18 protein-coding genes and 1 pseudogene (1 of these 19 only partly in view) are annotated in these 22,500 nt (G+C 42.1%); 9 read left to right on the forward strand and 10 right to left on the reverse strand.

Going from position 1 to position 22,500, the window contains the following annotated elements; genetic code table 11:
- Positions 1-165 precede the first annotated feature (165 nt).
- From CLV95_RS16125 to metK, 3 genes are all read right to left on the reverse strand, one after another.
- Positions 166-480 (reverse strand): ATP-dependent Clp protease adaptor ClpS, encoded by a 315-nt coding sequence (locus CLV95_RS16125; protein ID WP_002733847.1) that lies wholly within the window; start codon positions 478-480, stop codon positions 166-168.
- Between the two features lie 123 nt (positions 481-603).
- Entirely contained in the window at positions 604-1,566 is a 963-nt protein-coding gene (locus tag CLV95_RS16130; protein WP_002730863.1) for a transketolase family protein, read from the reverse strand.
- Between the two features lie 4 nt (positions 1,567-1,570).
- The gene (gene metK, locus CLV95_RS16135; RefSeq protein WP_002730931.1) at positions 1,571-2,731 is read right to left on the reverse strand and encodes a methionine adenosyltransferase; all 1,161 of its coding nucleotides are present in this window, start codon (positions 2,729-2,731) and stop codon (positions 1,571-1,573) included.
- A 177-nt stretch (positions 2,732-2,908) separates the two neighbouring features.
- On the opposite strand from metK, the gene CLV95_RS16140 reads away from it, so the two are divergent.
- The 3 genes and pseudogenes from CLV95_RS16140 (at position 2,909) to CLV95_RS16160 (ending at position 6,924) form a co-directional block, all read left to right on the forward strand.
- The gene (locus CLV95_RS16140) at positions 2,909-3,307 is read left to right on the forward strand and encodes a ParB N-terminal domain-containing protein (protein WP_002733830.1); all 399 of its coding nucleotides are present in this window, start codon (positions 2,909-2,911) and stop codon (positions 3,305-3,307) included.
- Between the two features lie 229 nt (positions 3,308-3,536).
- Positions 3,537-4,355, forward strand: coding sequence for a major surface lipoprotein LipL32 (gene lipL32 / locus CLV95_RS16150; protein WP_002730746.1), 819 nt, complete (start codon positions 3,537-3,539; stop codon positions 4,353-4,355).
- Between the two features lie 811 nt (positions 4,356-5,166).
- A pseudogene (locus CLV95_RS16160) lies at positions 5,167-6,924 on the forward strand (acyl-CoA dehydrogenase family protein).
- 290 nt (positions 6,925-7,214) lie between these two features.
- Here the strand turns inward: CLV95_RS16160 and CLV95_RS16165 are convergent.
- Both CLV95_RS16165 and asnS read right to left on the reverse strand, forming a co-directional pair.
- The gene (locus tag CLV95_RS16165) at positions 7,215-8,006 is read right to left on the reverse strand and encodes a tetratricopeptide repeat protein (protein ID WP_002730773.1); all 792 of its coding nucleotides are present in this window, start codon (positions 8,004-8,006) and stop codon (positions 7,215-7,217) included.
- 53 nt (positions 8,007-8,059) lie between these two features.
- On the reverse strand, positions 8,060-9,367 hold the full coding sequence (gene asnS, locus CLV95_RS16170) for an asparagine--tRNA ligase (RefSeq protein ID WP_002733813.1): 1,308 nt from the start codon (positions 9,365-9,367) through the stop codon (positions 8,060-8,062).
- An 81-nt stretch (positions 9,368-9,448) separates the two neighbouring features.
- On the opposite strand from asnS, the gene folD reads away from it, so the two are divergent.
- The 6 genes from folD (at position 9,449) to CLV95_RS16200 (ending at position 17,239) form a co-directional block, all read left to right on the forward strand.
- The gene (gene folD, locus CLV95_RS16175) at positions 9,449-10,303 is read left to right on the forward strand and encodes a bifunctional methylenetetrahydrofolate dehydrogenase/methenyltetrahydrofolate cyclohydrolase FolD (RefSeq protein WP_002730806.1); all 855 of its coding nucleotides are present in this window, start codon (positions 9,449-9,451) and stop codon (positions 10,301-10,303) included.
- A gap of 15 nt (positions 10,304-10,318) precedes the next feature.
- A complete protein-coding gene (locus CLV95_RS16180) occupies positions 10,319-11,284 on the forward strand; it encodes an acetylxylan esterase (RefSeq protein WP_002733820.1) in 966 nt (321 codons plus the stop codon).
- The gene (gene cysS, locus CLV95_RS16185) at positions 11,281-12,705 is read left to right on the forward strand and encodes a cysteine--tRNA ligase (RefSeq protein WP_002730737.1); all 1,425 of its coding nucleotides are present in this window, start codon (positions 11,281-11,283) and stop codon (positions 12,703-12,705) included. Before CLV95_RS16180 ends, cysS begins: the two co-directional genes overlap by 4 nt.
- Positions 12,690-13,451, forward strand: coding sequence for a 23S rRNA (guanosine(2251)-2'-O)-methyltransferase RlmB (rlmB, locus tag CLV95_RS16190; protein ID WP_002730830.1), 762 nt, complete (start codon positions 12,690-12,692; stop codon positions 13,449-13,451). The genes cysS and rlmB overlap by 16 nt, the downstream gene beginning before the upstream one ends.
- A 118-nt stretch (positions 13,452-13,569) precedes the next feature.
- Positions 13,570-14,715: an esterase/lipase family protein gene (locus CLV95_RS16195; protein ID WP_078313292.1), complete on the forward strand. Its 1,146-nt coding sequence runs from the start codon at positions 13,570-13,572 to the stop codon at positions 14,713-14,715.
- A gap of 1,414 nt (positions 14,716-16,129) precedes the next feature.
- Positions 16,130-17,239, forward strand: coding sequence for a lipase family alpha/beta hydrolase (locus CLV95_RS16200; RefSeq protein WP_002730828.1), 1,110 nt, complete (start codon positions 16,130-16,132; stop codon positions 17,237-17,239).
- A 347-nt stretch (positions 17,240-17,586) separates the two neighbouring features.
- Here the strand turns inward: CLV95_RS16200 and hisF are convergent, their stop codons facing one another.
- The 5 genes in view from hisF to CLV95_RS16225 are tightly spaced (at most 27 nt apart) and all read right to left on the reverse strand, a layout consistent with a single transcriptional unit that may run on beyond the window.
- Positions 17,587-18,357 carry an imidazole glycerol phosphate synthase subunit HisF gene (hisF, locus tag CLV95_RS16205; protein WP_002730840.1) on the reverse strand — a complete coding sequence of 257 codons (771 nt, stop codon included), beginning with the start codon at positions 18,355-18,357 and terminating at the stop codon, positions 17,587-17,589.
- Positions 18,354-19,811, reverse strand: coding sequence for an Asp-tRNA(Asn)/Glu-tRNA(Gln) amidotransferase subunit GatA (gene gatA / locus CLV95_RS16210; RefSeq protein ID WP_002733798.1), 1,458 nt, complete (start codon positions 19,809-19,811; stop codon positions 18,354-18,356). Before gatA ends, hisF begins: the two co-directional genes overlap by 4 nt.
- Positions 19,808-20,098 carry an Asp-tRNA(Asn)/Glu-tRNA(Gln) amidotransferase subunit GatC gene (gene gatC, locus CLV95_RS16215; RefSeq protein ID WP_002730784.1) on the reverse strand — a complete coding sequence of 97 codons (291 nt, stop codon included), beginning with the start codon at positions 20,096-20,098 and terminating at the stop codon, positions 19,808-19,810. Before gatC ends, gatA begins: the two co-directional genes overlap by 4 nt.
- Before the next feature lie 27 nt (positions 20,099-20,125).
- Entirely contained in the window at positions 20,126-21,541 is a 1,416-nt protein-coding gene (locus tag CLV95_RS16220; RefSeq protein WP_002733844.1) for an undecaprenyl-phosphate glucose phosphotransferase, read from the reverse strand.
- Between the two features lies 1 nt (position 21,542).
- A protein-coding gene (locus tag CLV95_RS16225) for an LPS-assembly protein LptD (RefSeq protein WP_016762545.1) crosses the window boundary here: on the reverse strand, positions 21,543-22,500 show its final stretch. The gene runs 2,027 nt beyond the window's last position; the window shows 958 of its 2,985 coding nt (coding positions 2,028-2,985); its start codon lies beyond the right edge, outside the window; its stop codon occupies positions 21,543-21,545.

The raw sequence follows: 22,500 nt of genomic DNA on the forward strand, positions 1-22,500 counted from the left end.
GTAGTTCCCCCACTTTAGGAATCCATCTATAAAGTTCAGATCCCGAATTCTTTCAGAAAAATGAATCTTCTTACACCGAACTCACCTTAATCTAATCAAAGAACCAAAGATTTTCAAACCGCATTCGGAAAAAAATGGGAGATAGTAAATTGTTTTTCCCTGATCTTACTTTTCTAGAGTAGCGCTCATGGAACCTTTAGAGTTGGACATTCTCGGATCGGCTCCATAGGTGAGAATTCTTTCTTGGACGTGTTCCGCGTGCTCGAACTCCCCGGAAAAAACGATTGTACGTTTTTCTTGATCGACTTGAACTGCATGCAAGAACGCCTTTTCGACAGTCATCATACAAATTTCCACGAGCATTTCGATAACATATTCGTAGGTATGCTCGTTATCGTCCCAAAGAACCACCCTCCAAGGTCCTCCCGTAGACTTTGTGGAGGTAATCTCATCTAAGTCAGGAGTTTGTGTGCTCGCCATCTCGCCAATTTTACCAAGAAAATAGGAATAAAAAAATTTCTCTCTAAAAGAACCTTCACAAAATTCTTCCCTCTATCAAAAAAAGAAAAAAACATATGAAATTCTTTTAAATTATCAATAATTTTATTTTTTGAGAACAATCGCTTTTTTTGCGGTTTCTATGATAGTTTTAGAACGAAGCCCAAAATAATCCAAAAGTTCTTTCCAAGTTCCCGATTTTCCGAACTGATCTTTCATTCCTACTTTCAAAACGTGAATCGGATACTCTTCGGATAGAAACTCGCTGACCGCGGAACCAAGCCCGCCGATTACATTGTGCTCTTCACAAGTCACTACAACGCCGCATTCTTTCGCATATTTTAAAATTATTTCTTTATCAATCGGTTTGATTGTTGCCATGTTTAGAAGTGTCGCATGAATCCCTTCCTTGGAAAGTTCCTCCACAGCTTTCATAGCTTCGCTGACAAGAACCCCATTCGCAATGATGAGAATGTCTTTGCCTTCTCTCATCACTTCGGCTTTGCCAATCTGAAATTTGTAATTCTCTCTTTCAATCACCGGAACATTGGGACGACCCACTCGAACATAAACCGGGCCTTTATAATCCGCAATTGTGTGAATTACCTGCTTACATTCGTTGTAATCGGAAGGACAAATCACAGTCATTTCCGGAATGGCTCTCATGATTGCAAAGTCTTCGATACATTGATGAGAGGCCCCATCTTCCCCTACAGTCACTCCACCGTGAGAGGCCACGAGCTTCACGTTCAAAAACGGATAAACTACGCTATTACGAACGACTTCCCAGGCTCTTCCGGAAAGAAACATCGCAAAGGAAGAAGCAAACGGAACGAGTCCGGAAAGCGCAAGCCCCGCGGCATGACCAACTAAATTTTGTTCGGCAACACCCACGTTGAAAAAACGATCCGGATAGCTCTTTGCAAACTTATTGGTTTTCGTGGAACCGGAAAGATCTGCGTCCAAGACGACTACATCCTGACGGGAAACTCCCAGCTCATGCAGTGCATCTCCATAACCATCACGAGTCGCTTTTTCTGTCGCAGTCGATATGCTTGGAGCTCCCATTTTTTTATCCTTTTAAAGCTACCGTTTTATCGGTTTCTTCCCAAGTGAATGTGGACCCTTTTCTTCCGAAATGTCCATACGATGCAGTCTCTCTATACTTTCTTCCTTTTTCGAGAAGTTTCAGAGATTCGATGATTCCTCTCGGAGTTAGCTTGAAGTTTGCACGGATTCTTTTGACCAATTCTTCCTCGGAGATTTTTCCTGTTCCGAATGTGTCCACGTGAATCGAAACCGGTTCCGCAACCCCGATCGCATATGCAAGTTGTACTTCGCATTTGTCCGCAAGACCGGAAGCAACTACGTTCTTTGCGATATAACGCCCCATATAAGCGGCAGAACGGTCCACTTTGGAAGGATCCTTACCGGAGAACGCTCCCCCCCCGTGCCTTCCGTATCCACCGTACGTATCTACAATGATCTTTCTTCCAGTAAGGCCCGCGTCTCCATGAGGACCGCCTACGATGAACTGACCAGTCGGGTTGATGAAATACTTCGTATTAACGAGAAGATTTGCCGGAATTACTTTCTTAATACATTCTTCGATGAGAGATTCTTCGATTTGTTTATGAGTCACGTCGGGAGAATGTTGGGTGGAGATAACGACGGTATCTACACGAACCGGTTTCCCGTCTTTGTATTCTACCGTAACCTGAGATTTAGCATCCGGTCTTAAGAATTTCAATTTGTTGGAATGTCTGAGTCCGGCTAAGTGTTTTACCAACTCGTGAGAATAATAAATCGGCATCGGCATGAATTCCGGAGTTTCATTAATCGCAAAACCGAACATCAAACCCTGATCCCCTGCTCCCTGCTCTTTGAAAAGACCTTCTCCTTCGGTAACCCCTTGAGAGATGTCCGGACTTTGAGCATGAACGTGAGCGGAAACGACGGCAAAGTCCGCGTCGAAACCCATGGTAATATCATTGTAACCGATATCACGAATTACATTTCTTGCAATTTCTTGAGCGTCTACCTTTCCCTTACTTGTAATTTCACCTGCAATCACGACCAAGTTTGTGGTCACTAGGGTTTCGCAAGCAACTCTGGATTTCGGATCTTGTTCGAGGTATGCGTCCAAAATCGCATCGGAAATTTGGTCGCAGACCTTGTCCGGGTGGCCTTCACCAACTGATTCCGAAGTAAAAATAAAATCTTTCAAAGACATCTGTTGTTCCTGATAGGTGAAAATTGACGGGAAGACCCGCTCTGATCCCAAAAACCTACGGATTCCTTCAGTGTCAAGAAGATCCAAGACATGTTCCTTTTCCATCCCGGAACAAATTAGAGCGGCTTGAATTAGATTTGAATTGAAGCAAAGACACTCACAATATTTTTGAGAACCATGAAAATTCGAGTTTCAGACATCAAAGTAAAAAATCGCATTCGTAAAGATTTGGGAGACCTCGGCTCTCTGAAAGAATCCATACAAAAACTAGGACTTTTGCATCCCATCTTGATTGATTTAAACAACACTTTAATCTCCGGAGAAAGAAGGCTCCAAAGTGTAAAAACCCTCGGCTGGGAATACGTAGAAGTTCGAATCGTGGATATCCGAAATAAAAAAGAAAGGGTCCAGATCGAGGCGGAAGAAAACAACATTCGTTTAGAATTCACTTCCGAAGAACAAGAAAGAGTTCGGGAGTTATTGAAAAGATATTCTTATACAACCATTTTCGGAAGAATCCTATCGTGGATTCTGGACTTGTTCGATTGGTTAAAGAGATTTTTTCAAAAAAAATAACAAAACCCGTATTTTCCAAATCGGGTTGATACTTGAGTTTTCAAAAAATTCCCACATCAAAAAACGAAGACCATTTTTAAATGAAAAATACATTCTTTCCGTTTCTTCCAAAACCTCTGCCCCAATTCGCTTATAATTTAAATTACGTGCTTTCGAATAAAAATTATCCAATATTGATTTACAAAAAATTCCTAGGTTCATACCGTGATTTTCTAACTAAGGAGAGTCTATGAAAAAACTTTCGATTTTGGCGATCTCCGCTGCACTCTTTGCAAGCATTACCGCTTGTGGTGCGTTCGGTGGTTTGCCAAGCCTTAAAAGCTCTTTTGTTCTGAGCGAGAGCACAGTTCCAGGAACAAACGAAACCGTAAAAACGTTCCTTCCCTATGGATCTGTGATCAACTATTACGGATATGTAAAGCCAGGACAAGCGCCGGACGGTTTAGTCGACGGAAACAAAAAAGCATACTATCTCTATGTTTGGATCCCAGCTGTAATCGCTGAAATGGGAGTTCGTATGATTTCCCCAACAGGCGAAATCGGGGAACCAGGCGACGGAGACTTAGTAAGCGATGCTTTCAAAGCGGCAACCCCGGAAGAAAAATCAATGCCACATTGGTTTGATACCTGGATCCGTGTAGAAAGAATGTCGGCGATTATGCCTGACCAAATCGCCAAAGCTGCGAAAGCAAAACCCGTTCAAAAATTGGACGATGATGATGATGGTGATGATACTTATAAAGAAGAGAGACACAATAAATACAACTCTCTTACTAGAATCAAGATCCCAAATCCTCCAAAATCTTTTGACGATCTGAAAAACATCGATACTAAAAAACTTTTAGTAAGAGGTCTTTACAGAATTTCTTTCACTACCTACAAACCAGGTGAAGTGAAAGGATCTTTCGTTGCATCTGTTGGTCTGCTTTTTCCACCAGGTATTCCAGGTGTGAGCCCGTTGATCCACTCAAATCCTGAAGAACTGCAAAAACAAGCTATCGCCGCCGAAGAATCTTTGAAAAAAGCTGCTTCCGACGCGACTAAGTAAATCATCTTACTTAGAATTCAACAGTTTTATAGGTAAAAAGCCACCGAAAGGTGGCTTTTTCGTTTACGGCGTATCCCAAAGACTGCAAAAACGATCCTTAGAGAAGCAACACTTTAGTTTTCTGCTTTACCAAAAGATCAAGCTGGGAGCTAAAGCGTCTCGCTTCTATTGGCGCTCGAGAAACTCAGCGTCTCGCTTCTATTGGCGCTCGACGGGTTCTGATAGTATTAGCATTCAAATTCATTCGCTTCAAATTTCCGAAGTAAAAAGGTTTTTCTTTTCTTAGAAAATTGAAAATAACCTCTTTCTTACTCAATCCAAAATAGATTCCGTTCGATTTCTTGAAAAAAGAAAAGATCCCGTCATTTTGAAAACTTCCTAAGAAAGGCTTTTTTAACCTCAATGATCAACGCTCCAGTTAGGTGAGATAACATGTCTCGAATTTTTTTAGAGCCATTCGCAAGTACGAAAAGTCCTTTTCAAAGCAGGCTGAATTGAGTATTCCTCCAGAGTGAAACCGTCAATCGAACTGTACGGCCTTTATCGAAGTTGTAGAAAGATCCTCCAATGTACCCGATTCTTCTTGAAAGAAATCGAATTTGTGGATTAAAATAAGAAGAGTTTCACCTCTCAAAATCGAAATTCCTGTCGAAACTTTCTTCGGAGAACGGATAAAGATTCAAAAATAAATCGATTTCGATTGTCCAAACGCCGTTCGATAAAAAGAATTTCGATTTCCATAAGCACAACGCAAACCCTGAGTGGTAAAGAAACTAAACGCATTGGAACAAAAGTTTATAAAGGATTTAAAATGATCGAGAATAATTACTTTTTAGAAAATCAAGACTTACAGGAAAACTTCCAATCCATCGTAAACTGGAAGGAAATCATAGACGGCTTCGAAGGGGATTTTGAGGATCATAAAGAATATCAAAAAACCGGAAAAGAATCCCTGGCAATGGCACCAGGATCTTACGAAGATGCATTAGAATATTATAAATCTATTTTATAATCTGGAGGGGATATCGCGGGCAAACAAATCGCACCACTTGCAAAGGATATGGATATAGAAGGTCTGAAATATTCTTCCGGAAAGGTCACGTTTCCAAATTCGATGGCCAAAGGAATCAACCAAGTCAAAGACGCCGGGATTCTCCCCTATAGCATCGGAAGAAAACATGGAGGACTCGGAATTCCCGCGACCGTTCAAACTATGATGATGGAAGTATTTTCCAGAGCGGACGGCTCCTTTGCAATCGCACTCGGATGTCTCAACCTGGCAGAAACCATAGAGCGTTTCGGTTCCAAAGAAATGGTGAAAGAATATGTTCCTAAAATGGCAAACGGAGAAGTTTTCGGAGCAATGGCTTTGACCGAACCAAACTACGGATCGGATCTCCCGAATCTTCAAACCAAGGCGGTAAAAGACGAAAACGGAGTCTGGAGACTCACAGGCGCCAAACGTTTCATCACGCACGGTTGCGGGTTCGGAGATATTCCTGCGGTAATTTTAACTCTTGCAAGAACCGGAACTCCCACGAGCGGAGCCCGCGGTCTTTCCTTCTTCTTGGTAAAAAGCTCCGACGTTTTTATCGCAGGAATCGAAAAGAAAATGGGGCTTCACTGTTCTCCGACTTGCGAAGTAGTTTATGAAAACTCTCCCGGAATTCTTATCGGAGAAGAAGGTTACGGTTTGATTCGTTATTCCATGGCGATGATGAACGGTGCAAGACTTTCGATCGCCGCTCAAGCGATGGGAATCGCTACGGCGGCTTATATGGAAGCGAAAAAATACGCTTCCGAAAGAGAACAGTTCGGAAAAACGATCCAAAATATCCCCGCCGTTCGTAGAATGCTTTCCTGTATGGATCGCGAAATCGCGGGGATGAGAGCCGTTCTGCTGGAAGCGTCCCGTTCCATCGATCTTTATCACTGGAAGTCGGAAAGAATGAAGGAGAAAGGTATCGGCGAACGTGATATCAAAAAAGATGAAACGATTCGTAAATGGGAAAAACTGGCGAACCTTTTTACTCCATTATCTAAGTATTATATTACAGAAGCCGCAAATAAGATCGCATACGACGGTCTTCAGATCCACGGAGGAGCGGGATTTACCTACGACTACGACATTTCCAGAATCTATAGAGACGTGAGAATCACAAACATCTACGAAGGAACAACACAACTCCAAATCGTGGCAGCCATCGGTGGGATCGTATCCGGCATGTCTGCAAAGGGACATTTACGCCAGTATTTCGAAGAAGAATTCTCCAAAATCAGTGTTTCCTCTTTGTTAAACGAAAACAAAGAGGCTCTTGAAAAAATCGTAGAATCCTATTCCGCTATCGAAAATTCCTCCACAAGGGACGAGGTCGCTTTCGAGGTGGTCCAGTCCACTGCGCGGGTTTTAATCGGATTCCTTTTAGAAAGAGGCGCTTCAAGACTAAAAGGAGAAGCCAAAGAAAAAAAGGGAATTCTCGCCAAAGAATACAACTTGGAATCCAAGGCAATCCTTCTCTCCAATCGTATTACAATTGAGAATCGCCAATCTCAACTGACATACGCATAAACTCAAAAATTACACGAACGTGCAATACTCCTTACCAATTTCAACGTTATATCGCTCATTGGTAAGGAGTATTGCGAGTTGCGAATCACTGTCTTACGTTAAGATTTAGGTGATTTTATACAAATCGATTCTGTAAGCACTCATGGCTTACCATAAATGACCGACTTATTGTTGTTCTTCGTTAAGGCGTCGAAGAAATTCTCATGATTCTTTGATTGTGAAGCGAGGCTATAAGTCAGGAACTACGACAAAATTTAGATTGTTCCTATAATCTAATTCAACTTTTTAATTTAACTCCGGGTCGCAACCAACTCTCTGAAAACTTCTTCCGCCTTCTGAAAGTTTTCCGAAAAAAGATAAGCAAATCCTAAATCGATCAATTCCTGCATAGAAAGGGATTTTCGTTTCGCTTCCATTTTGGGAATATTCGCTATCTTTTCGGAGAATTCTTTTTTCTTTTCGTCAAAAGTGGGAAGTTCCTCATATCCGGGAATTTTCTCGAGAACGGACTTCGCTTCGTCGAATTTTCCAATATAAACAAGAGCAAGTCCCAACGCACCCATAACGTCTCTTTCCTCGGAAAGACGTTTTGCATTCTCCGCAAAAACTTGAATCGCTTCTTTGTAACTTCTAAGATGATAGTTGGAAAAAAACTCCGCCTTACAAAAGGAATCGTCCGAGAAACGGGTTTTGTAAACGGAGATTAAATCCAAGACCGTTTTGAAATCCACTGCATTTTCGCTTACGAGAATCCCAGTTCTAAGAGTTGAATACGCGATTGGAACGGAAGAAGATTTAAAATACGAATGAAACTTTTTTGCGGCCTCCCTTAATTTTCCCGCTTCTTTGAGAAGATAAGCTTCCAACAGCGGTGTCAGTACGGAAGAGCCTTTGAGAAAATAATTTATTTCGCATTCGGAACCGGATTCAAATCCGGCAATCCCACTCAGATGATTTAAAAAAGCGTGATTCGGATTCTTTTTTGCGATCTCGATCACTTCCTCGTAAGAACCCGTTTCGAATAATTCCCAAGCGGTTTCTTCGATGGAAGACGGATTGGATACTGCTAAATTCTGGCCCATACGATACCTCTCTTTTTCTTATCGGATGAGCCGGAGAAAATACCCGAAAAAAATCAGGGATACAATCTTTCCATCATTCTTGGAAATGGGATACACTCTCGAACGTGCTGAAGTCCACAAATCCATGCGATCATCCTTTCCGAACCGAGCCCAAAACCGGAATGAGGAACCGAACCGTATTTTCTCAAATCCAAATACCAATCATAAGATTCCACGGGAAGTTTTTCCTCTTCGAGTCTAAGAATGATGTTCTCGTAATTCTCCTCTCTTTCCGACCCTCCGATGATCTCCCCTACTCCGTCAGGCGCGATTAAGTCCGCGTTTAAAACTGTCTTTGGATTATCCGGATTCACCTTCATATAAAACGCCTTTGCTTCTCTCGGATATTTTTGGATGAAGATCGGACCTCCGAATTCCATCGTTAGCATCTGTTCTCTTTCGGAGTTGATATCATCTCCCCAAACGATATCCTCTCCCTTAAGTTTCAAAATTTCTAACGCTTTTGTATAATCGATCACCGGGAAATCCTTTTCTAGATATGCAAGTAGTGGAGTCGGATCTTTTCCCAATACTTTCAAATCTTGTAAAGAATTTTGAACCGTTTCCTTGATGACGGTTTTAACGAAGTCTTCCTGCAATTTTAAATTGTCAGCATGACCGGCAAATGCAACCTCCGCTTCCACCATCCAGAACTCTGTCAAATGTCTTCTCGTTTTGCTTTTTTCGGCTCTAAAAGTCGGCCCGTAACAAAATACTTTGTTGTGCGCAAAAATCGCCGCTTCCAAATAAAGTTGCCCGGTCTGAGCAAGATACGCATTCCCAAGATCGAAATATTCCGCGGAAAATAATGTTCCGGCACTTTCTCCTACTGACCCGGTAAGAATCGGAGTATCGATCAAAAGAAAATCCCGTTCGTGGAAATATTTACGAATCGCAAAGGAAAGGTTGTCTCTTACCCGAAGGATCGCCAATTGTTTGGAAGAACGCAACCAAAGATGTCTCTGAGAGATTAGAAAATCGATCCCGTGCTCTTTCGGAGTGATCGGATAATTTTCGGATTCCCCTACAATTCGAATCCGATCCATTATCAGTTCGAACCCGACCGATGATTTTTCGTTTTTCACCAAAGTTCCCGCCACAGATACGGAAGTTTCTTGACGGAGATGTTTTACGGTTTGAAAAACTTCTTCGCCTAATATTTCCTTTTCCGCGAGAACTTGTAAAATTCTTCCACCGTTTCTTAGCGAGATGAACTGCCTTGCATTGCTTCCTCTGATTCCGTGTACCCAACCTTGGACGACAACTTTACGATCCACGTATTTTTCCAAATCATGATTACTAACGATCGGTATTTCAGACATAGACTCATTTTACGCTTTCGGTTTCACCGGAAAGGATATTTTTTACCTGACAGAGAAGATATACCTTAAATCCTGAGAAGTATGGATCCGATTCTCTTAGATGGAAAAAAACTCTCTGAAAAAATCAGAAATGAAATTCGCCGCGAAATCGAGGAACGAAAAACAAAAAATCTTAAGATTCCAAAACTTGCGACGATCCTAGTCGGAAACAACCCCGCTTCCGAAACTTATGTTTCCATGAAAATCAAAGCCTGCCATGGCGTGGGGATGGGTTCGGAAATGATCCGATTGGGAGAACAGACGACGACGGAAGAATTACTCTCGGTCATAGACAAACTCAACGCCGACCCGAACATCGACGGAATCCTACTTCAACATCCTTCTCCCTCTCAAATCGACGAACGAGCCGCCTTCGATCGAATCTCTTTCCGCAAAGACGTCGATGGAGTCACTACTCTTTCTTTCGGAAAACTCTCCATGGGAGTGGAAACCTATCTTCCTTGTACTCCCTACGGTATCGTTCTTTTACTGAAAGAACACGGTATCAACGTTTCGGGCAAAAACGCTGTCGTAGTTGGACGTTCTCCGATTTTGGGAAAACCGATGGCGATGCTTCTCACGGAAATGAACGCAACCGTCACACTTTGTCATTCCAAAACCCAAAATCTTCCGGAGATCGTTCGTCGGGCAGATATCGTCGTCGGGGCAGTAGGCAAACCGGAGTTCATCAAGGCTGATTGGATTTCCAAAGGTGCAGTTCTTTTGGATGCAGGTTACAACCCGGGGAACGTGGGAGACATTGAAATTTCCAAGGCAAAAAATCATTCCTCTTTTTATACTCCGGTTCCGGGTGGAGTCGGCCCGATGACAATTGCAGTACTTCTTCTACAGACCCTTTATTCCTCAAAAGAACACTTTACACCACCGGTTCAGTGAAAACGATGTTTCCAGATGGCGATCAGTTTTGACGAATGTTTTCAAACTTATCCGGAGCTTCACAGCCCTACCAATCTCGACGAATTTTGGTCCGAGGCAATCCGGGATTTAAAAAACTTTCCGATTAAAAAACAATCCAAGGCCCTCCTCAAAGGCTCGATTATCAAAGAAACCATCTATGATATTTCCTTTCAATCTTGGCAAAATGCAACCTTGACAGGAACCCTTGTAATCCCTCGAAAACGAGGAGATCTTCCCGTGGTGGTTTATTTTCACGACTACGGAATAGACAGACCTGCCATCATCAAAGGACTTACCGAAAACGGAGTCGCTCAGCTCATCCTCAATCTCAGAGGTCATGGTTCTCAATTGGTTCGCCCTCTACTCAAAGAAGGGGAAATCCCCGACCCGGATTGGACTCCCGGTTATTTCACAAAGGGCCTGGACGGAAAGGATTCTTTCTACATGAAAGGATTGTATCTGGATGTGATTCGCACTATTGAATTCTTAAGACTTACCGACGGGATCGACGGAGATAAGATCATCCTTTTTGGAAAATCCATGGGAGCCTCTCTTGCCGTTTTCGGCGCGGCCTATACGAACCGGATCAAAGGTTTGATTTTAGAAACTCCTAACTTCTGCCATATAGACGATCTTCAACTCAAACTTGAAAAAAGTTGGATGAAGGAGCTGAACGCCCAACTGAACAGCTCCAAAATCAAAAAAACCGCGATGAAAAAAAGTTTAGCATATTATGATAGCATAAACTTCTCCAAGAAGATCAAAATTCCAACCCTGGTTTCCGTCGGGATGGACGATAAAATCTCTCATCCCAAATCCGTATTCGCATTCTTCAATCACCTGAGTTGCGACAAGAGGATGCAAGTTTATCCCACAGAAGGAAACGAAGCCGGCCTAAAAGACGATAAACAAAACGGAGCTAATTTAGAATTTGTGAGGGAAATTTTCTTTCCCGAATGATAGAGATCCAGTTCTACAATTCCCTTTCGGGTAAAAAAGAAAAATTCTCCCCCGCAAATCCGCACCGAGTGACTGTTTATTCCTGCGGTCCTACGGTTTATAATTTCGCACATATCGGAAATCTACGCGCGTTTCTTTTTGTAGACGTTTTGCGCAGATCCCTCAAACTTTTGGGATACGGCGTGGATATGACGATGAACATCACGGATATCGACGACAAGATCATCCGAGATTCCATCGCCTCCCAAAAAAGCATCCAAGAATTTACGACCCCTTGGACGGAAGCCTTCTTCGAAGATTTAAAAACCGTTTCCGCCGAATTTTTAGAACACTACCCCAAAGCCACGGAATCGATTCCGGAGATGATCCAGATCATCCAAAAATTGCAGAACCAAGGACTCGTTTATGAAAAAGACGAGAACCTTTATTTCTCCATCCAAAAGTTCGAAGGTTACGGAAAACTCAGCAAGATTGATACGTCCGGAATGAAAACCGGAACCCGCTACGACACGGATGAATACGATAAAGAAGATGTGAGAGACTTCGTTCTTTGGAAAAGCCCGAAACGGAAAGGGGAAGCCTCCTGGAAAACGTCAGTCGGCACCGGCAGACCAGGGTGGCATTTGGAATGTTCCGCGATGATCCGCAAGATTTACGGAAGCGGCGTGGACATTCATACGGGCGGAGTCGACCTTTTGTTTCCACACCACGAGAACGAAATTGCACAGTCAGAAGGGGCCTTTCCCGAAGAATCCTTTGTGAGAACCTGGCTTCACTCCGAACATCTGCTGGTAGAAGGACAAAAGATGTCCAAGAGCAAGGGAAATTTTTATACGTTACGCGATCTTGTAGGTCAGGGTTTGGATCCGAAAGCAATTCGCTTTCTTTTGATTTCGGCCCATTATCGTTCTAAGCTGAACTTTTCTACGGATCGAATCGCGGAAGCGTCGGCGAATATTAGAAAAATCCAAAATTGCTTGGACCGTCTTTTGGACATAGCACAAAACGTAAAAATAGACCCGTCCTATTCGTTTAATGACGAACTTACCCTAAGATGGAAAAAGGAATTTGAAGAGTCCTTGGCCGACGATTTAAACGTTTCTAAAGCTTTAGCCGTAGTTTTCGAATCTTTAAAAACGATAAACGCCTTTCTTGATTCGAAAAAAAATCGAGTTGCGGAAATTTCAGCGAAGGAATTCATTCAAATTCTTGCATATTATGATCGTATATTCGGAATCTTAAACTTCGAATCCCAAAAAGATCCTCTAATCGATTCGGAAATCGATTCCCTTATCCAAGAAAGACAGGTTGCAAGAAAGAATAAGGACTTTGCACGTTCCGACGCGATTAGAGACCAACTTTTAGCTCAGGGCATTCTGATCGAAGACACGAAGGATGGAATCCGTTGGAGGAGAAAATAACCAGATCGGAATACATCTTTGGAAAACGGACTCTTATCGAACTTACGGAGGCCCATATTGGAAAAGAACATTCTTTTCCTTTTACCGATTTGTATGTTAAAGAGAATCCGGGAACGGATATCGTCGAAAAAATATTAAACCGACTTCCTTCTTTCGTAAAAGTTCATAGGATTTCCGGTTCGAAATTAGACTCGCTCGTTCCCGGAAGAAATCACCAAGGAGTAGTCGCTCTCAAAAGTCCTTTTAGACAACAAATTTCCGACAAAAAAAATCTGGAAGAATACCTCTCTGAAAAACCGGGGACCTTTCTCATTTTGGATCGAATCCAAGATCCGGGGAACTTGGGAAATATTCTGAGAACCGCAGAGTGTTTCGGAGTTACGAACATCATTCTCCCCGAAAGGGAATCGGCGGGAATCACTCCCGTAGTAGAGAAGGTTTCTTCGGGTGCACTTTCGTTCCTAAAAATTTTCACGGTCAAAAATCTTGCAAACACTCTGGAACTCTTAAAAGAAAACGGCTATTGGATTGTGTCCACAAGCGACCGAGGAACGGAAAACTGGTCCAAACTTCCGGAACTCAAAGAGCTCGCAATTCTCATGGGTAACGAAGGAGAAGGGGTCAAAAGAATCCTGTTGGAAAAATCGGACTTTGTCCTTCGAATTCCCATGCACGGAAATCTTTCTTCTTTAAACGTCACTGTTGCAACCGGAATCGTCTTGGACCGAATCGTAAATCGTAAATGAAATATTCGATTTTTTGAAACTTCGTTTCCCGTTCTGCTTTCGTAATCTTTTGCAATCATCGTTTAATTTTAAGAATTATCTCTTGCATTTTTCGATCTTTCGCCTTTACTTGAAAGGTATGAAATTATTTCTAATCCTCTCTAAATTTTTCGGACTCTTTCTTTGCTTCAGCTTATTCACTTCGTGCGCCGATTTATCCTGGAATAAGTTTAAGGACAAACTGAACCTAACTAAAAAGAAAAATATGGCGGAAGAAATCTTGCAAACTTTGACCTTCTTATTTTGGGGAGAATTCAATCATGAACTCTATAAGTTCGTTCCAATCCCTTTTTTCACTTTAAAAAGTCAATTCAATGCGGACCAATTCATATTAGTAAATCCCGGATTGAAAGAAAACAAACCCAAGATCATTTTGATCCACGGCTGGGATTTTAAGGAAAAGAATACCCAAGCCCCTACGGATAAATTCAGTAAGGTAACGAATTTGAGAGAAACCTGGGATGACGTTTTGGAAATGTATTCTCAGAATATTTCCGGCGTTCAATCCTCTTATGAACTTTATGCTTTTACGTATCGAACCTCGGATTACGTGGAAAACAACGGAAAAAGACTGATCGATAAATTAAACGCAGTGTTCACTTCGAACGACAAGGTAATTTTGCTCGCTCATTCCATGGGTGGACTTGTCGGTAGATCCGCCCTTTACCATTCAAACAACACGAATGACGTAATCGACTTGATCGTAACCCTGGGAACTCCTTATCTAGGTTCACCTTTTGCATCTTCTAGCTATCAAGGCAATTTCGGAAAGTTAGGCGACTTAATCGCATTTATGACCGGAAGTGAAGGTGGAAAAGATCTCGCCTACACAAACGCGTTAGGCACATCGTATCAGGTTCCGACTCCGAACGAGTACATAAACGGAGCTTTTAATCCGTATCTGGAACGGCTTCTCGCAGAATCTTCCAAAGATTCGAAAATAATCGCTTTTTACGGAGAAATGAGCGTTTGTAACAACCATCCAGGCTCGGATACGATCTATACCATCGGCTGCGGTTTTTTATCGGAGGGAAATCCAAGTTTTGCGAATAAAAGCGATGGAATCGTAAGTTCCACAAGCGCCAAGATGTCCTCCAAATTACCGGGAGCAAAACAATTCCCTAAGGATTTTGATCATGCACAACTTTCGTTCCGTAATCATGTGAATACGATTTCCAGGAATGCTTATTTTAACGAGGTTTTGTCCGTCATCAACACTCAGTAGGAATATCTACAAGGATGGTCTCATTCGTTCCACAGATTCAATTTTTATAATATTCTAAATTTCTTCGATTTCGTCCCGTTCGACGATCTTTAACAGGATTTTTTAAAGAATTTCACCAACTTCTTCTGTTTTTTCTATTTAAAGCCAGTTCGACATAACAAATGCAAAAGCAATTATTATGCTGGGATCCATAGATTAGTATGATTCTTGAATATAAGGCAGTTTCTAGTATGGCATTCTTGATTCGACAGAATTAAGAATGCCGGTGGGGGAAACGAAAGCATCTCGCTTTTACGGTCGCTCATAAAGGAAAGTCTCTCAGAAAAACAGAGAAGAAAATTGTCCCAATCACCCTAAAGAACTTGTCCCAAAATCATTCGATCTTATCGGAATCCTCGCGGATCGCCGCAATTGTTCCTACGTTTTGGGACAGACTCTAAAAGAAATCAGCACAATCATTTCATAAGTTCGTAATAGAACGTGGAAATTCACGCAGATCGGTGATTTATGGCTTTTCTAACGGATTTTATCGTTGGAACACTCTCGTAGGAGTTCTTACATCCGGGTTTTGGGACAAGTTCTAAAGAAGAAAACGACTAAAAAGAAAATTTCCAAGAAAAAAGGAAATATTTTTTTATCCAAAATTCCCTCTTATCCTCCCAAGAATCCTGAAGCTTGCAATTTCAACATAGGATCCTAAACGTTTTTCGAAGTCATCTACCCCAACAAAAATAAGCACCAAATTAAAAATAGAAAGAATATAATTCCACATAAATAGATAAGATGATTATGAAAGAGAATCCCGTTGGCTCATTTTTCTTCTTCAAATCAACACTTTCACAGGAAAAAATCAATCTACATTAAAAAAAAAAAGAATATAATAATTCGGCATTCAAGTTTGTTGAAAATAAATCGGACTCTAATAATCTTTTTTTTGTGAGGTTTGAGCGATACGGATACAATTTCTACAAATAACATTTACGAAGGATCCGAGCATCAAACATAAAAGAATCTCCCTTCGTCAAATTCAACCGAACACCCTTTCGAATTACCGCTCGGACGTATATTGCAATCAGATTTTTTCAAAAGTTAGAATAGTGCATTTTCTTAAAAAGCCAACAATACCGGCTCTAAGCCCGATTTTGCGAAGTCTTCTATATCCGTATAAAAATCGTCCGTAAATGTTCAAAGAGCCATGATCCGTGGGAACTCCTACGTTTTCGCTTTATTACGAACTTTTGGAGCCGATTTCTTTTCTCAGGTTTGGGGACAAGTTCTTAAGTAACATGTACTATAATCATAATATACTTAAGTATATTATCTTATATTCAAATTAAAATACAAAAAACAAGATTAATTTCTAAAATTTTCACTTGCATTTTCTCATTTCTCTTCGTTCTATCGTGAAAAGGATATGAAACCAACTCGACTTTTTTATAGACTTTTTTTGATTCTTCTTTGTTTCGGCCAGTTCTTCTTCTGTAAAAATCACTCCGAAGACAAAAAAGCAACAAATGAATTGTTGAAAAATTTTGGAATCGTGTTTTGGGACGAATTAAATCACGAACTCTACAAATTCATTTCGATCTCTTCCATTGTTTCGAGAAGCAGTTTCACGTTGGATCAGTTCGTGACTGCCGCTCCACATTTAAAAATAGACAAACCTAAAATCATTTTGATTCACGGCTGGGACTTCGAGGAAAGAGATTTTCAACCTCCAACGAGCAAAGCTAAGAAAGTTGAAAATATCAGAAAAATTTGGGACGACGCCTTGGAAATGTATTCTCAGAATATTTCCGGAGTTCAATCCTCTTACGAACTTTACGTTTTCACATATCGCACCTCGGACTACGTAGAAAACAACGCAAGAAGACTTCTCGAAAAATTAAACGCAGTGTTCACTTCCGACGACAAGGTGATTCTGCTCGCCCATTCCATGGGTGGACTCGTAGGTAGGTCGGCCCTTTATCATCCCAAAAATACGAATGACGTGATCGACTTCATGGTCAGTTTGGGTGCCCCATATTTTGGCTCCCCCTTTGCCTCTTCCAGTTATCGGGGAGAACTTGGAACATTAGGGGAACTGATTGGTTTTGTGACCGGAACCTCTGGCGGAAGAGATCTCGCTTACACAAACGCGTTAGGCACATCGTATCAGGTCCCGGATAACGAAATTATAGTCGGTGCTTCGAACCCATATTTAGAGCGGCTTCTTGCAGAATCTTCCAAAGATTCGCGAATCACCGCATTTTACGGAGAAATGAGTGTTTGTCAGGGACATCCGGGGTCGGGATCAGTTTTCATCATAGGTTGCGATCTTTTGAAAAATGGAAATCCTAGTTTTGCTGGTAAAAACGACGGAATGGTGACTAGCACAAGCGCCAAGATGTCTTCAAAATTACCGGCCGAGAAACAATTCGTTAAGGATTTAGATCACTACCAACTATCGTTTAGCAGTCACCCAAACACAGCTTCCAGAAACTCATACTTCGAAGAGGTGCTAGCAGTCATTAACGCTTTATAACAAACAAAACAAAATGGGCCTCCATTTTCACAAGGCCCTACCAATCCTAAAAGTGTGAAAGTTTTCGCTTTACTTGAAGATTACGAAACATTCGAATTTCCTAAAATTCGGTGAATTCATTTGTTTTCGAGTAGGATTGGATTCGGAAAAAAGTAACGCGATAAAATTCCCATAAAAGGAGTTACAAAAGACAAACAACGTATCCGACTCTCCCCTGTTAGGTCCAATTTATTCGGACACAATTCAAAATCCATTCAGCATTAATCATAAGTTGTAAATTAGTAAAAAGTAACACAACTGAAAAGTTACTTTCAGCGTATAACTTTTAGAGATAAATGTTCATTTCTTCAATCCAGTCGAACGGAAATTCCCATTTCCTGCATGGCTCTTTTCGTTTCGCGGATGGAATATTCTCCGAAATGAAATATGGAAGCCGCAAGAACTGCATCCGCCTTTCCTCTTAAGATCGCTTCCACCATGTGTTCCGGATTGCCCGCCCCACCCGAAGCGATAATCGGTATTTCAAGGGACGAAGAAAAACTTTTTAGAAGGTTGATATCGAATCCGTTTCTAGTTCCGTCCCGATCCATAGACGTAAGTAAAATTTCACCAGCTCCTCTTCCGACAGCTTCCCGAGCCCAATCAAGCGCCTCTCTCCCGGTTTCCGTTCGTCCTCCGTGTAAAAAGATCTCATATCGATCTCTTTCTTTCTGAAACTTCACATCGATCGCGCAAACGATACATTGGGACCCGTATATTTCGGACGAATGCGTTAAAAGCTCCGGATTCTGAAAAGCAGCGGTGTTGATCGAAATCTTATCCGCTCCTTTTTCCAAAACAGCTTTGACATCGGCTACAGTTCGGATTCCACCTCCTACCGTAAAAGGAATGAAAATTTTCTCGGCGATTCTTTCCACAAGATGCAGCAGAATCTCCCTTCGGTCGGAAGACGCGGTGATATCCAAAAAGCAGAGTTCGTCCGCTAAGTTTTCCTCGTAGATCCCAGCGGATTCCACAGGATCTCCCGCATCCACAAGGTCGACAAAGTTAACCCCCTTTACTACCCGTCCATCCTTGATGTCCAGGCAGGGGATGACTCTTGCCGTTAAATTACTCATCCAATATTTTCCGGAAATTTAATATTCAAATCTTCTAATGCACCAATGGCTTGAGCCGCTCCGAAAAGTTTTCCTTCTTGGAAATGAGGAGCGGTGATTTGTAGTCCGATCGGAAGTCCCTTCTCGTCCGTTCCCATCGGAACACTGATTGCGGGAATTCCCGCCAGATTCACGCTCGTGGTCCAGATATCCGCCTTATACATCTGAATCGGGTCTTTCGTTTTTTCTCCGACTTTAAAAGCGGTCGTCGGAGAAGTAGGCTGCAAGATAAAATCGACTTTGGAGAAAAACGAGTCGTATTCTTTACGAATGAGTACCCTTGCCTTCTGTGCGGTTCCGTAATACGCGTCGTAGTAGCCCGCGGAAAGGGAAAAAGTACCGAGTAAAATTCTTCGTTTTACTTCGGAACCAAATCCTGTCGTTCTAGAATCGACAAAAAGGTCTTCGAGTTTTCCGGTTTTGTCCTTTCTAGATCCGAAACGAATCCCGTCAAAACGAGAAAGATTGGAAGAACATTCCGCCGTGGCAATGATGTAATAGATCGGGATCGCAAAATCGAATTTGGAAAAATCAAGTTCAATTAATGTAGCCCCTTTTTCCTTCAACTGATTGAGGACTTTTTCATATGCCTTTACGACTTCGGGTTGTATCTCCGAAGTCATTTTGATTGTACCGATTTTCAATCCCTTAAAATCGGGAGCCCAAGGGGCGGAAAAACCGGGATGATTGAGAGACGTAGAATCCCTTTCGTCCTTTCCGGAAATCACCGAATACAGATCGATACAACCTTGTAATTCTTTCGAAAAAGGCCCGATCTGATCGAGACTGGAAGCATAGGCTACCAATCCGTAACGGGAAACCGTTCCATAAGTAGGTTTGAGTCCGTATAGCCCACAAAGAGAAGCGGGTTGACGAACCGATCCTCCCGTGTCGGAACCGAGAGCCAATGGAACCATCGAAGCTGCAACTGCCGCCGCCGAGCCACCGCTCGAACCGCCCGGAATTCTCTCCAAGTCAAATGGATTTCGAGTCGTCTGAAACGCGGAATTTTCCGTGGAACTTCCCATCGCAAACTCGTCCATATTCGCTCTCGGAATCAGTACGAATCCCTTTGCGATCAGTTTTTCGATCACGGTCGCATGAAACGGAGATTTATAATTTTCTAATATTTTTGAGGCGCAGGAAGTGATCGAGTCCCGGACACAAATATTGTCTTTGATTGCAATCGGCATTCCGTCAAATTCGGAAAGAGGGTTCCCCGACTTTCTGCGCGCGTCGCTTTCCGAAGCGGCATCCAAAATTCTTTTTTCATCTAAAGAAAGGAAAGCTTTCACAGATCCATCCACTTCCTTAATTCTTTCGATACAAGCCGTTGCAAGTTCGGTCGCAGAAATTTTTCCCAAGTTTAAGGAGGATTTAAGCTCAGCATAAGATTTTCTTAATATTTCGTTCATGTTTCGATTACCTTAGGGACGACGAAATATCCGTTTTGAAAGGAAGGCGCAAACTTTTCGATTTCTTCCCGAGAAAGATGTTGACCCACAAGATCCGGACGAATCGAATTCTCATGCCGAAAGTAAATCTCGTCGTCTCCAATCGAACTTACGTCCAGACCTTTTACTTGATCCACGTATTCCAAAATCTTGTTAAAGTCCCGAAGAGTTGCTTCCTTTTCCTCAGGACGGATGTTCAAACGCGAGAGTTCGGCGATTTTTCGCAAAGAATCTTCGTTCAGGTTCATGATTCTCCCCTTGCGTCCAAAGTTGTTTTAGTATGCGTTTTTGTCCATGATTCCTTTAAAAGGAGTCAGTAGAATAATCTTGAGATCGAGCCAAAGAGACCAGTTTTCGATGTAATAGATGTCGGCAGCAATCCGATCGTCGATCGAAGTATCTCCCCGAAGTCCTTTTATCTGAGCAAGTCCCGTGATTCCGGCTTTAACGGCATGTCTTCTCATATAATGTCTGTGATCATTCTTGAACTTTTCCACAAAATGAGGACGTTCCGGTCTCGGCCCCACAACCGACATATCTCCGAAAAGGACGTTGAAAAACTGGGGAGTTTCGTCTAAGGAAAGTTTTCGGAGAATTTTTCCAACGCTCGTGACTCTCGGATCGTTTTGAACCGTCCAAGTTGTTTCGGATTGACTCCTAGTCTGAACGACCATGGTTCGAAATTTGATCATCTTAAACTTTCTATTGTCCAATCCCACTCTTTCTTGATAGTAAAACACGGGACCTCGTGAAGTCAATTTTACGAGTAAAGCCATCACAAGATAAAAGGGAGAAAAAAATAATATGAAAAGAACAGAAAAGATAAGATCGAAAATCCTTTTGATAAATTTATTATAACCCAATCGGATCGGAATGTTCCGGATCGAAATTACGGGAAGTCCTTCCATCTCCTCTACTCTTCCCCGAGCCTTGATGAATTCCTGGAATCCGGGAACGATCTTGAGATCGATTCCTTCGTGATCGCATGCGTCCAAAACTTCCTTGAGATAATCGCCCTCGGAAGGTTCGAGAGTATATACGACCAAGTCCGGTCTTTCTTTTTCCAGAATCCGGCAGATATTTTCGACCTTACCGATCACTTTCATATCTTTTCGTACCGGTTTTACGGCTTTGGTTTGGACGAATCCTAAAACTTTGTAACCGTAAATTCCGTGTTTGATGACCGCATCGTTAAAACGTTTGGCCGTTTCAAAAACCCCTATTACCAAAACACTTCTTAAATTGTATCCTTTTTTACGAAGAACCCGCAACACGATCCTAGCCGTATAATGGAGAGTACCCGAAGTCAGAATGTTGATGATCGCAAACGCAAGAACCACGTATCTGGAAAATCGTTCGCTTCCTAAATCTCCCCGAAAGAAAAATAAAACCGCAAGAACCAATACAAGATTAAGAAACACTCCGCTTACGATCGTCAAAAATTCGTCGATAAAAGAAAGACCTCTTCTCGGATGATAAAGATCGATCGCGATGAACACAATGACCTGAAAAAACGCCAACATAAAAAAAAGAAAAATATAACTTTCCACGTCCACGTAACGGCGATCCGTTCCGTTTTCGTCCAAAAAATAAAATCGGAATACGAACGCCAGCATCCCGCTAAATAGAGCATTCGCAAAATCTAAACCTGTGAAGATCAGTTTGAATGTTTGATTTCTTTCCTTCAACATATCAAGGGTTCTCCGAAGAAATTCCTGCGCTGTCACCCGCTTGGAAAGGGCGTTTTCGGAATCTAAACAAACGAACTCTTGTCAGTTCCGAAGAATCCTGTTGACCCAAAGTAAAGTCGGTGATCGAAATCGAGAAAAATACGGATTGATCATAAAAGGAAACAAGCCCGTCCGTTCTTCCCCCCGGAACCGAACGAAGATCCATACTGTATCCTAATCTGAAGTTTGCGGTATGAAGATTGTATTTGATCGTTCCCATAAAACGATTGATATTCAAAGCGGTGTTTTGTCCGGCTCTGTTCCCGTTGACTCCGGTTCCATCGAGTAAATCCTTTTGAAGAGTCGTTCTCTCCAAATTGATCGAAGAAACCGAAGCGGTCGGGTCATTTCCAGAATAAAACGTATCGTACGTATTTCCAACCTGATTCGTGTATCTCCAAGGTTGACTTACCCTGGAATCCAATTCCGCTTCGATTCCCAAATATCTCGTAAAATCCACATTTGCCTTTACGAACACTCTATAACCGTCTAGAATAGGACTATTATAAACGTGATACCAGGTTCCTCCTAACTCCAACTCTCGGATCAGACGAACCAGCGGAAGAGTAAAACCTCCCATCTTGTAGGAAGCGGTCAAACTGTTGTAAAGAGGTTTTGCCTTGGGAGTATGATGTACGTAATCATTGTTTAGGAATAAACCGGAATAGAAACTTCTTTTTTTTTCGAGTAAGGACACACGCTTCGGTCGAAAACCGTCCAAAAAGTCAAAGTATCCGGAAAATCTCGCGATCGTAAAGTACCATCTCTCCGAATCGGTGGGTTGCGGCTTGTAATCCGAAGAAAAGTTTCTCAAGTCCCTTATGGTGCGAACGGAAATTTCAAAATTCTCCAGAGCGTAACTTTCCAAAGAAAGTTCGAGTTCGTGCTGCCTCGTTCTGGCAAGAATTGGATCTTGCAAC

This window comes from Leptospira borgpetersenii serovar Javanica (assembly GCF_003046425.1).
Classification (GTDB): Bacteria; Spirochaetota; Leptospiria; order Leptospirales; family Leptospiraceae; genus Leptospira; species Leptospira borgpetersenii.

Excerpts from the sequence above, each read along its gene's own strand:
- CLV95_RS16125 (WP_002733847.1), bottom strand. The coding sequence starts at position 480 with ATGGCGAGCACACAAACTCCTGACTTAGATGAGATTACCTCCACAAAG.
- CLV95_RS16130 (WP_002730863.1), bottom strand. The coding sequence starts at position 1,566 with ATGGGAGCTCCAAGCATATCGACTGCGACAGAAAAAGCGACTCGTGAT.
- metK (WP_002730931.1), bottom strand. The coding sequence starts at position 2,731 with ATGTCTTTGAAAGATTTTATTTTTACTTCGGAATCAGTTGGTGAAGGC.
- CLV95_RS16140 (WP_002733830.1), top strand. The coding sequence starts at position 2,909 with ATGAAAATTCGAGTTTCAGACATCAAAGTAAAAAATCGCATTCGTAAA.
- lipL32 (WP_002730746.1), top strand. The coding sequence starts at position 3,537 with ATGAAAAAACTTTCGATTTTGGCGATCTCCGCTGCACTCTTTGCAAGC.
- CLV95_RS16165 (WP_002730773.1), bottom strand. The coding sequence starts at position 8,006 with ATGGGCCAGAATTTAGCAGTATCCAATCCGTCTTCCATCGAAGAAACC.
- asnS (WP_002733813.1), bottom strand. The coding sequence starts at position 9,367 with ATGTCTGAAATACCGATCGTTAGTAATCATGATTTGGAAAAATACGTG.
- folD (WP_002730806.1), top strand. The coding sequence starts at position 9,449 with ATGGATCCGATTCTCTTAGATGGAAAAAAACTCTCTGAAAAAATCAGA.
- CLV95_RS16180 (WP_002733820.1), top strand. The coding sequence starts at position 10,319 with ATGGCGATCAGTTTTGACGAATGTTTTCAAACTTATCCGGAGCTTCAC.
- cysS (WP_002730737.1), top strand. The coding sequence starts at position 11,281 with ATGATAGAGATCCAGTTCTACAATTCCCTTTCGGGTAAAAAAGAAAAA.
- CLV95_RS16195 (WP_078313292.1), top strand. The coding sequence starts at position 13,570 with ATGAAATTATTTCTAATCCTCTCTAAATTTTTCGGACTCTTTCTTTGC.
- CLV95_RS16200 (WP_002730828.1), top strand. The coding sequence starts at position 16,130 with ATGAAACCAACTCGACTTTTTTATAGACTTTTTTTGATTCTTCTTTGT.
- hisF (WP_002730840.1), bottom strand. The coding sequence starts at position 18,357 with ATGAGTAATTTAACGGCAAGAGTCATCCCCTGCCTGGACATCAAGGAT.
- gatA (WP_002733798.1), bottom strand. The coding sequence starts at position 19,811 with ATGAACGAAATATTAAGAAAATCTTATGCTGAGCTTAAATCCTCCTTA.
- gatC (WP_002730784.1), bottom strand. The coding sequence starts at position 20,098 with ATGAACCTGAACGAAGATTCTTTGCGAAAAATCGCCGAACTCTCGCGT.
- CLV95_RS16220 (WP_002733844.1), bottom strand. The coding sequence starts at position 21,541 with ATGTTGAAGGAAAGAAATCAAACATTCAAACTGATCTTCACAGGTTTA.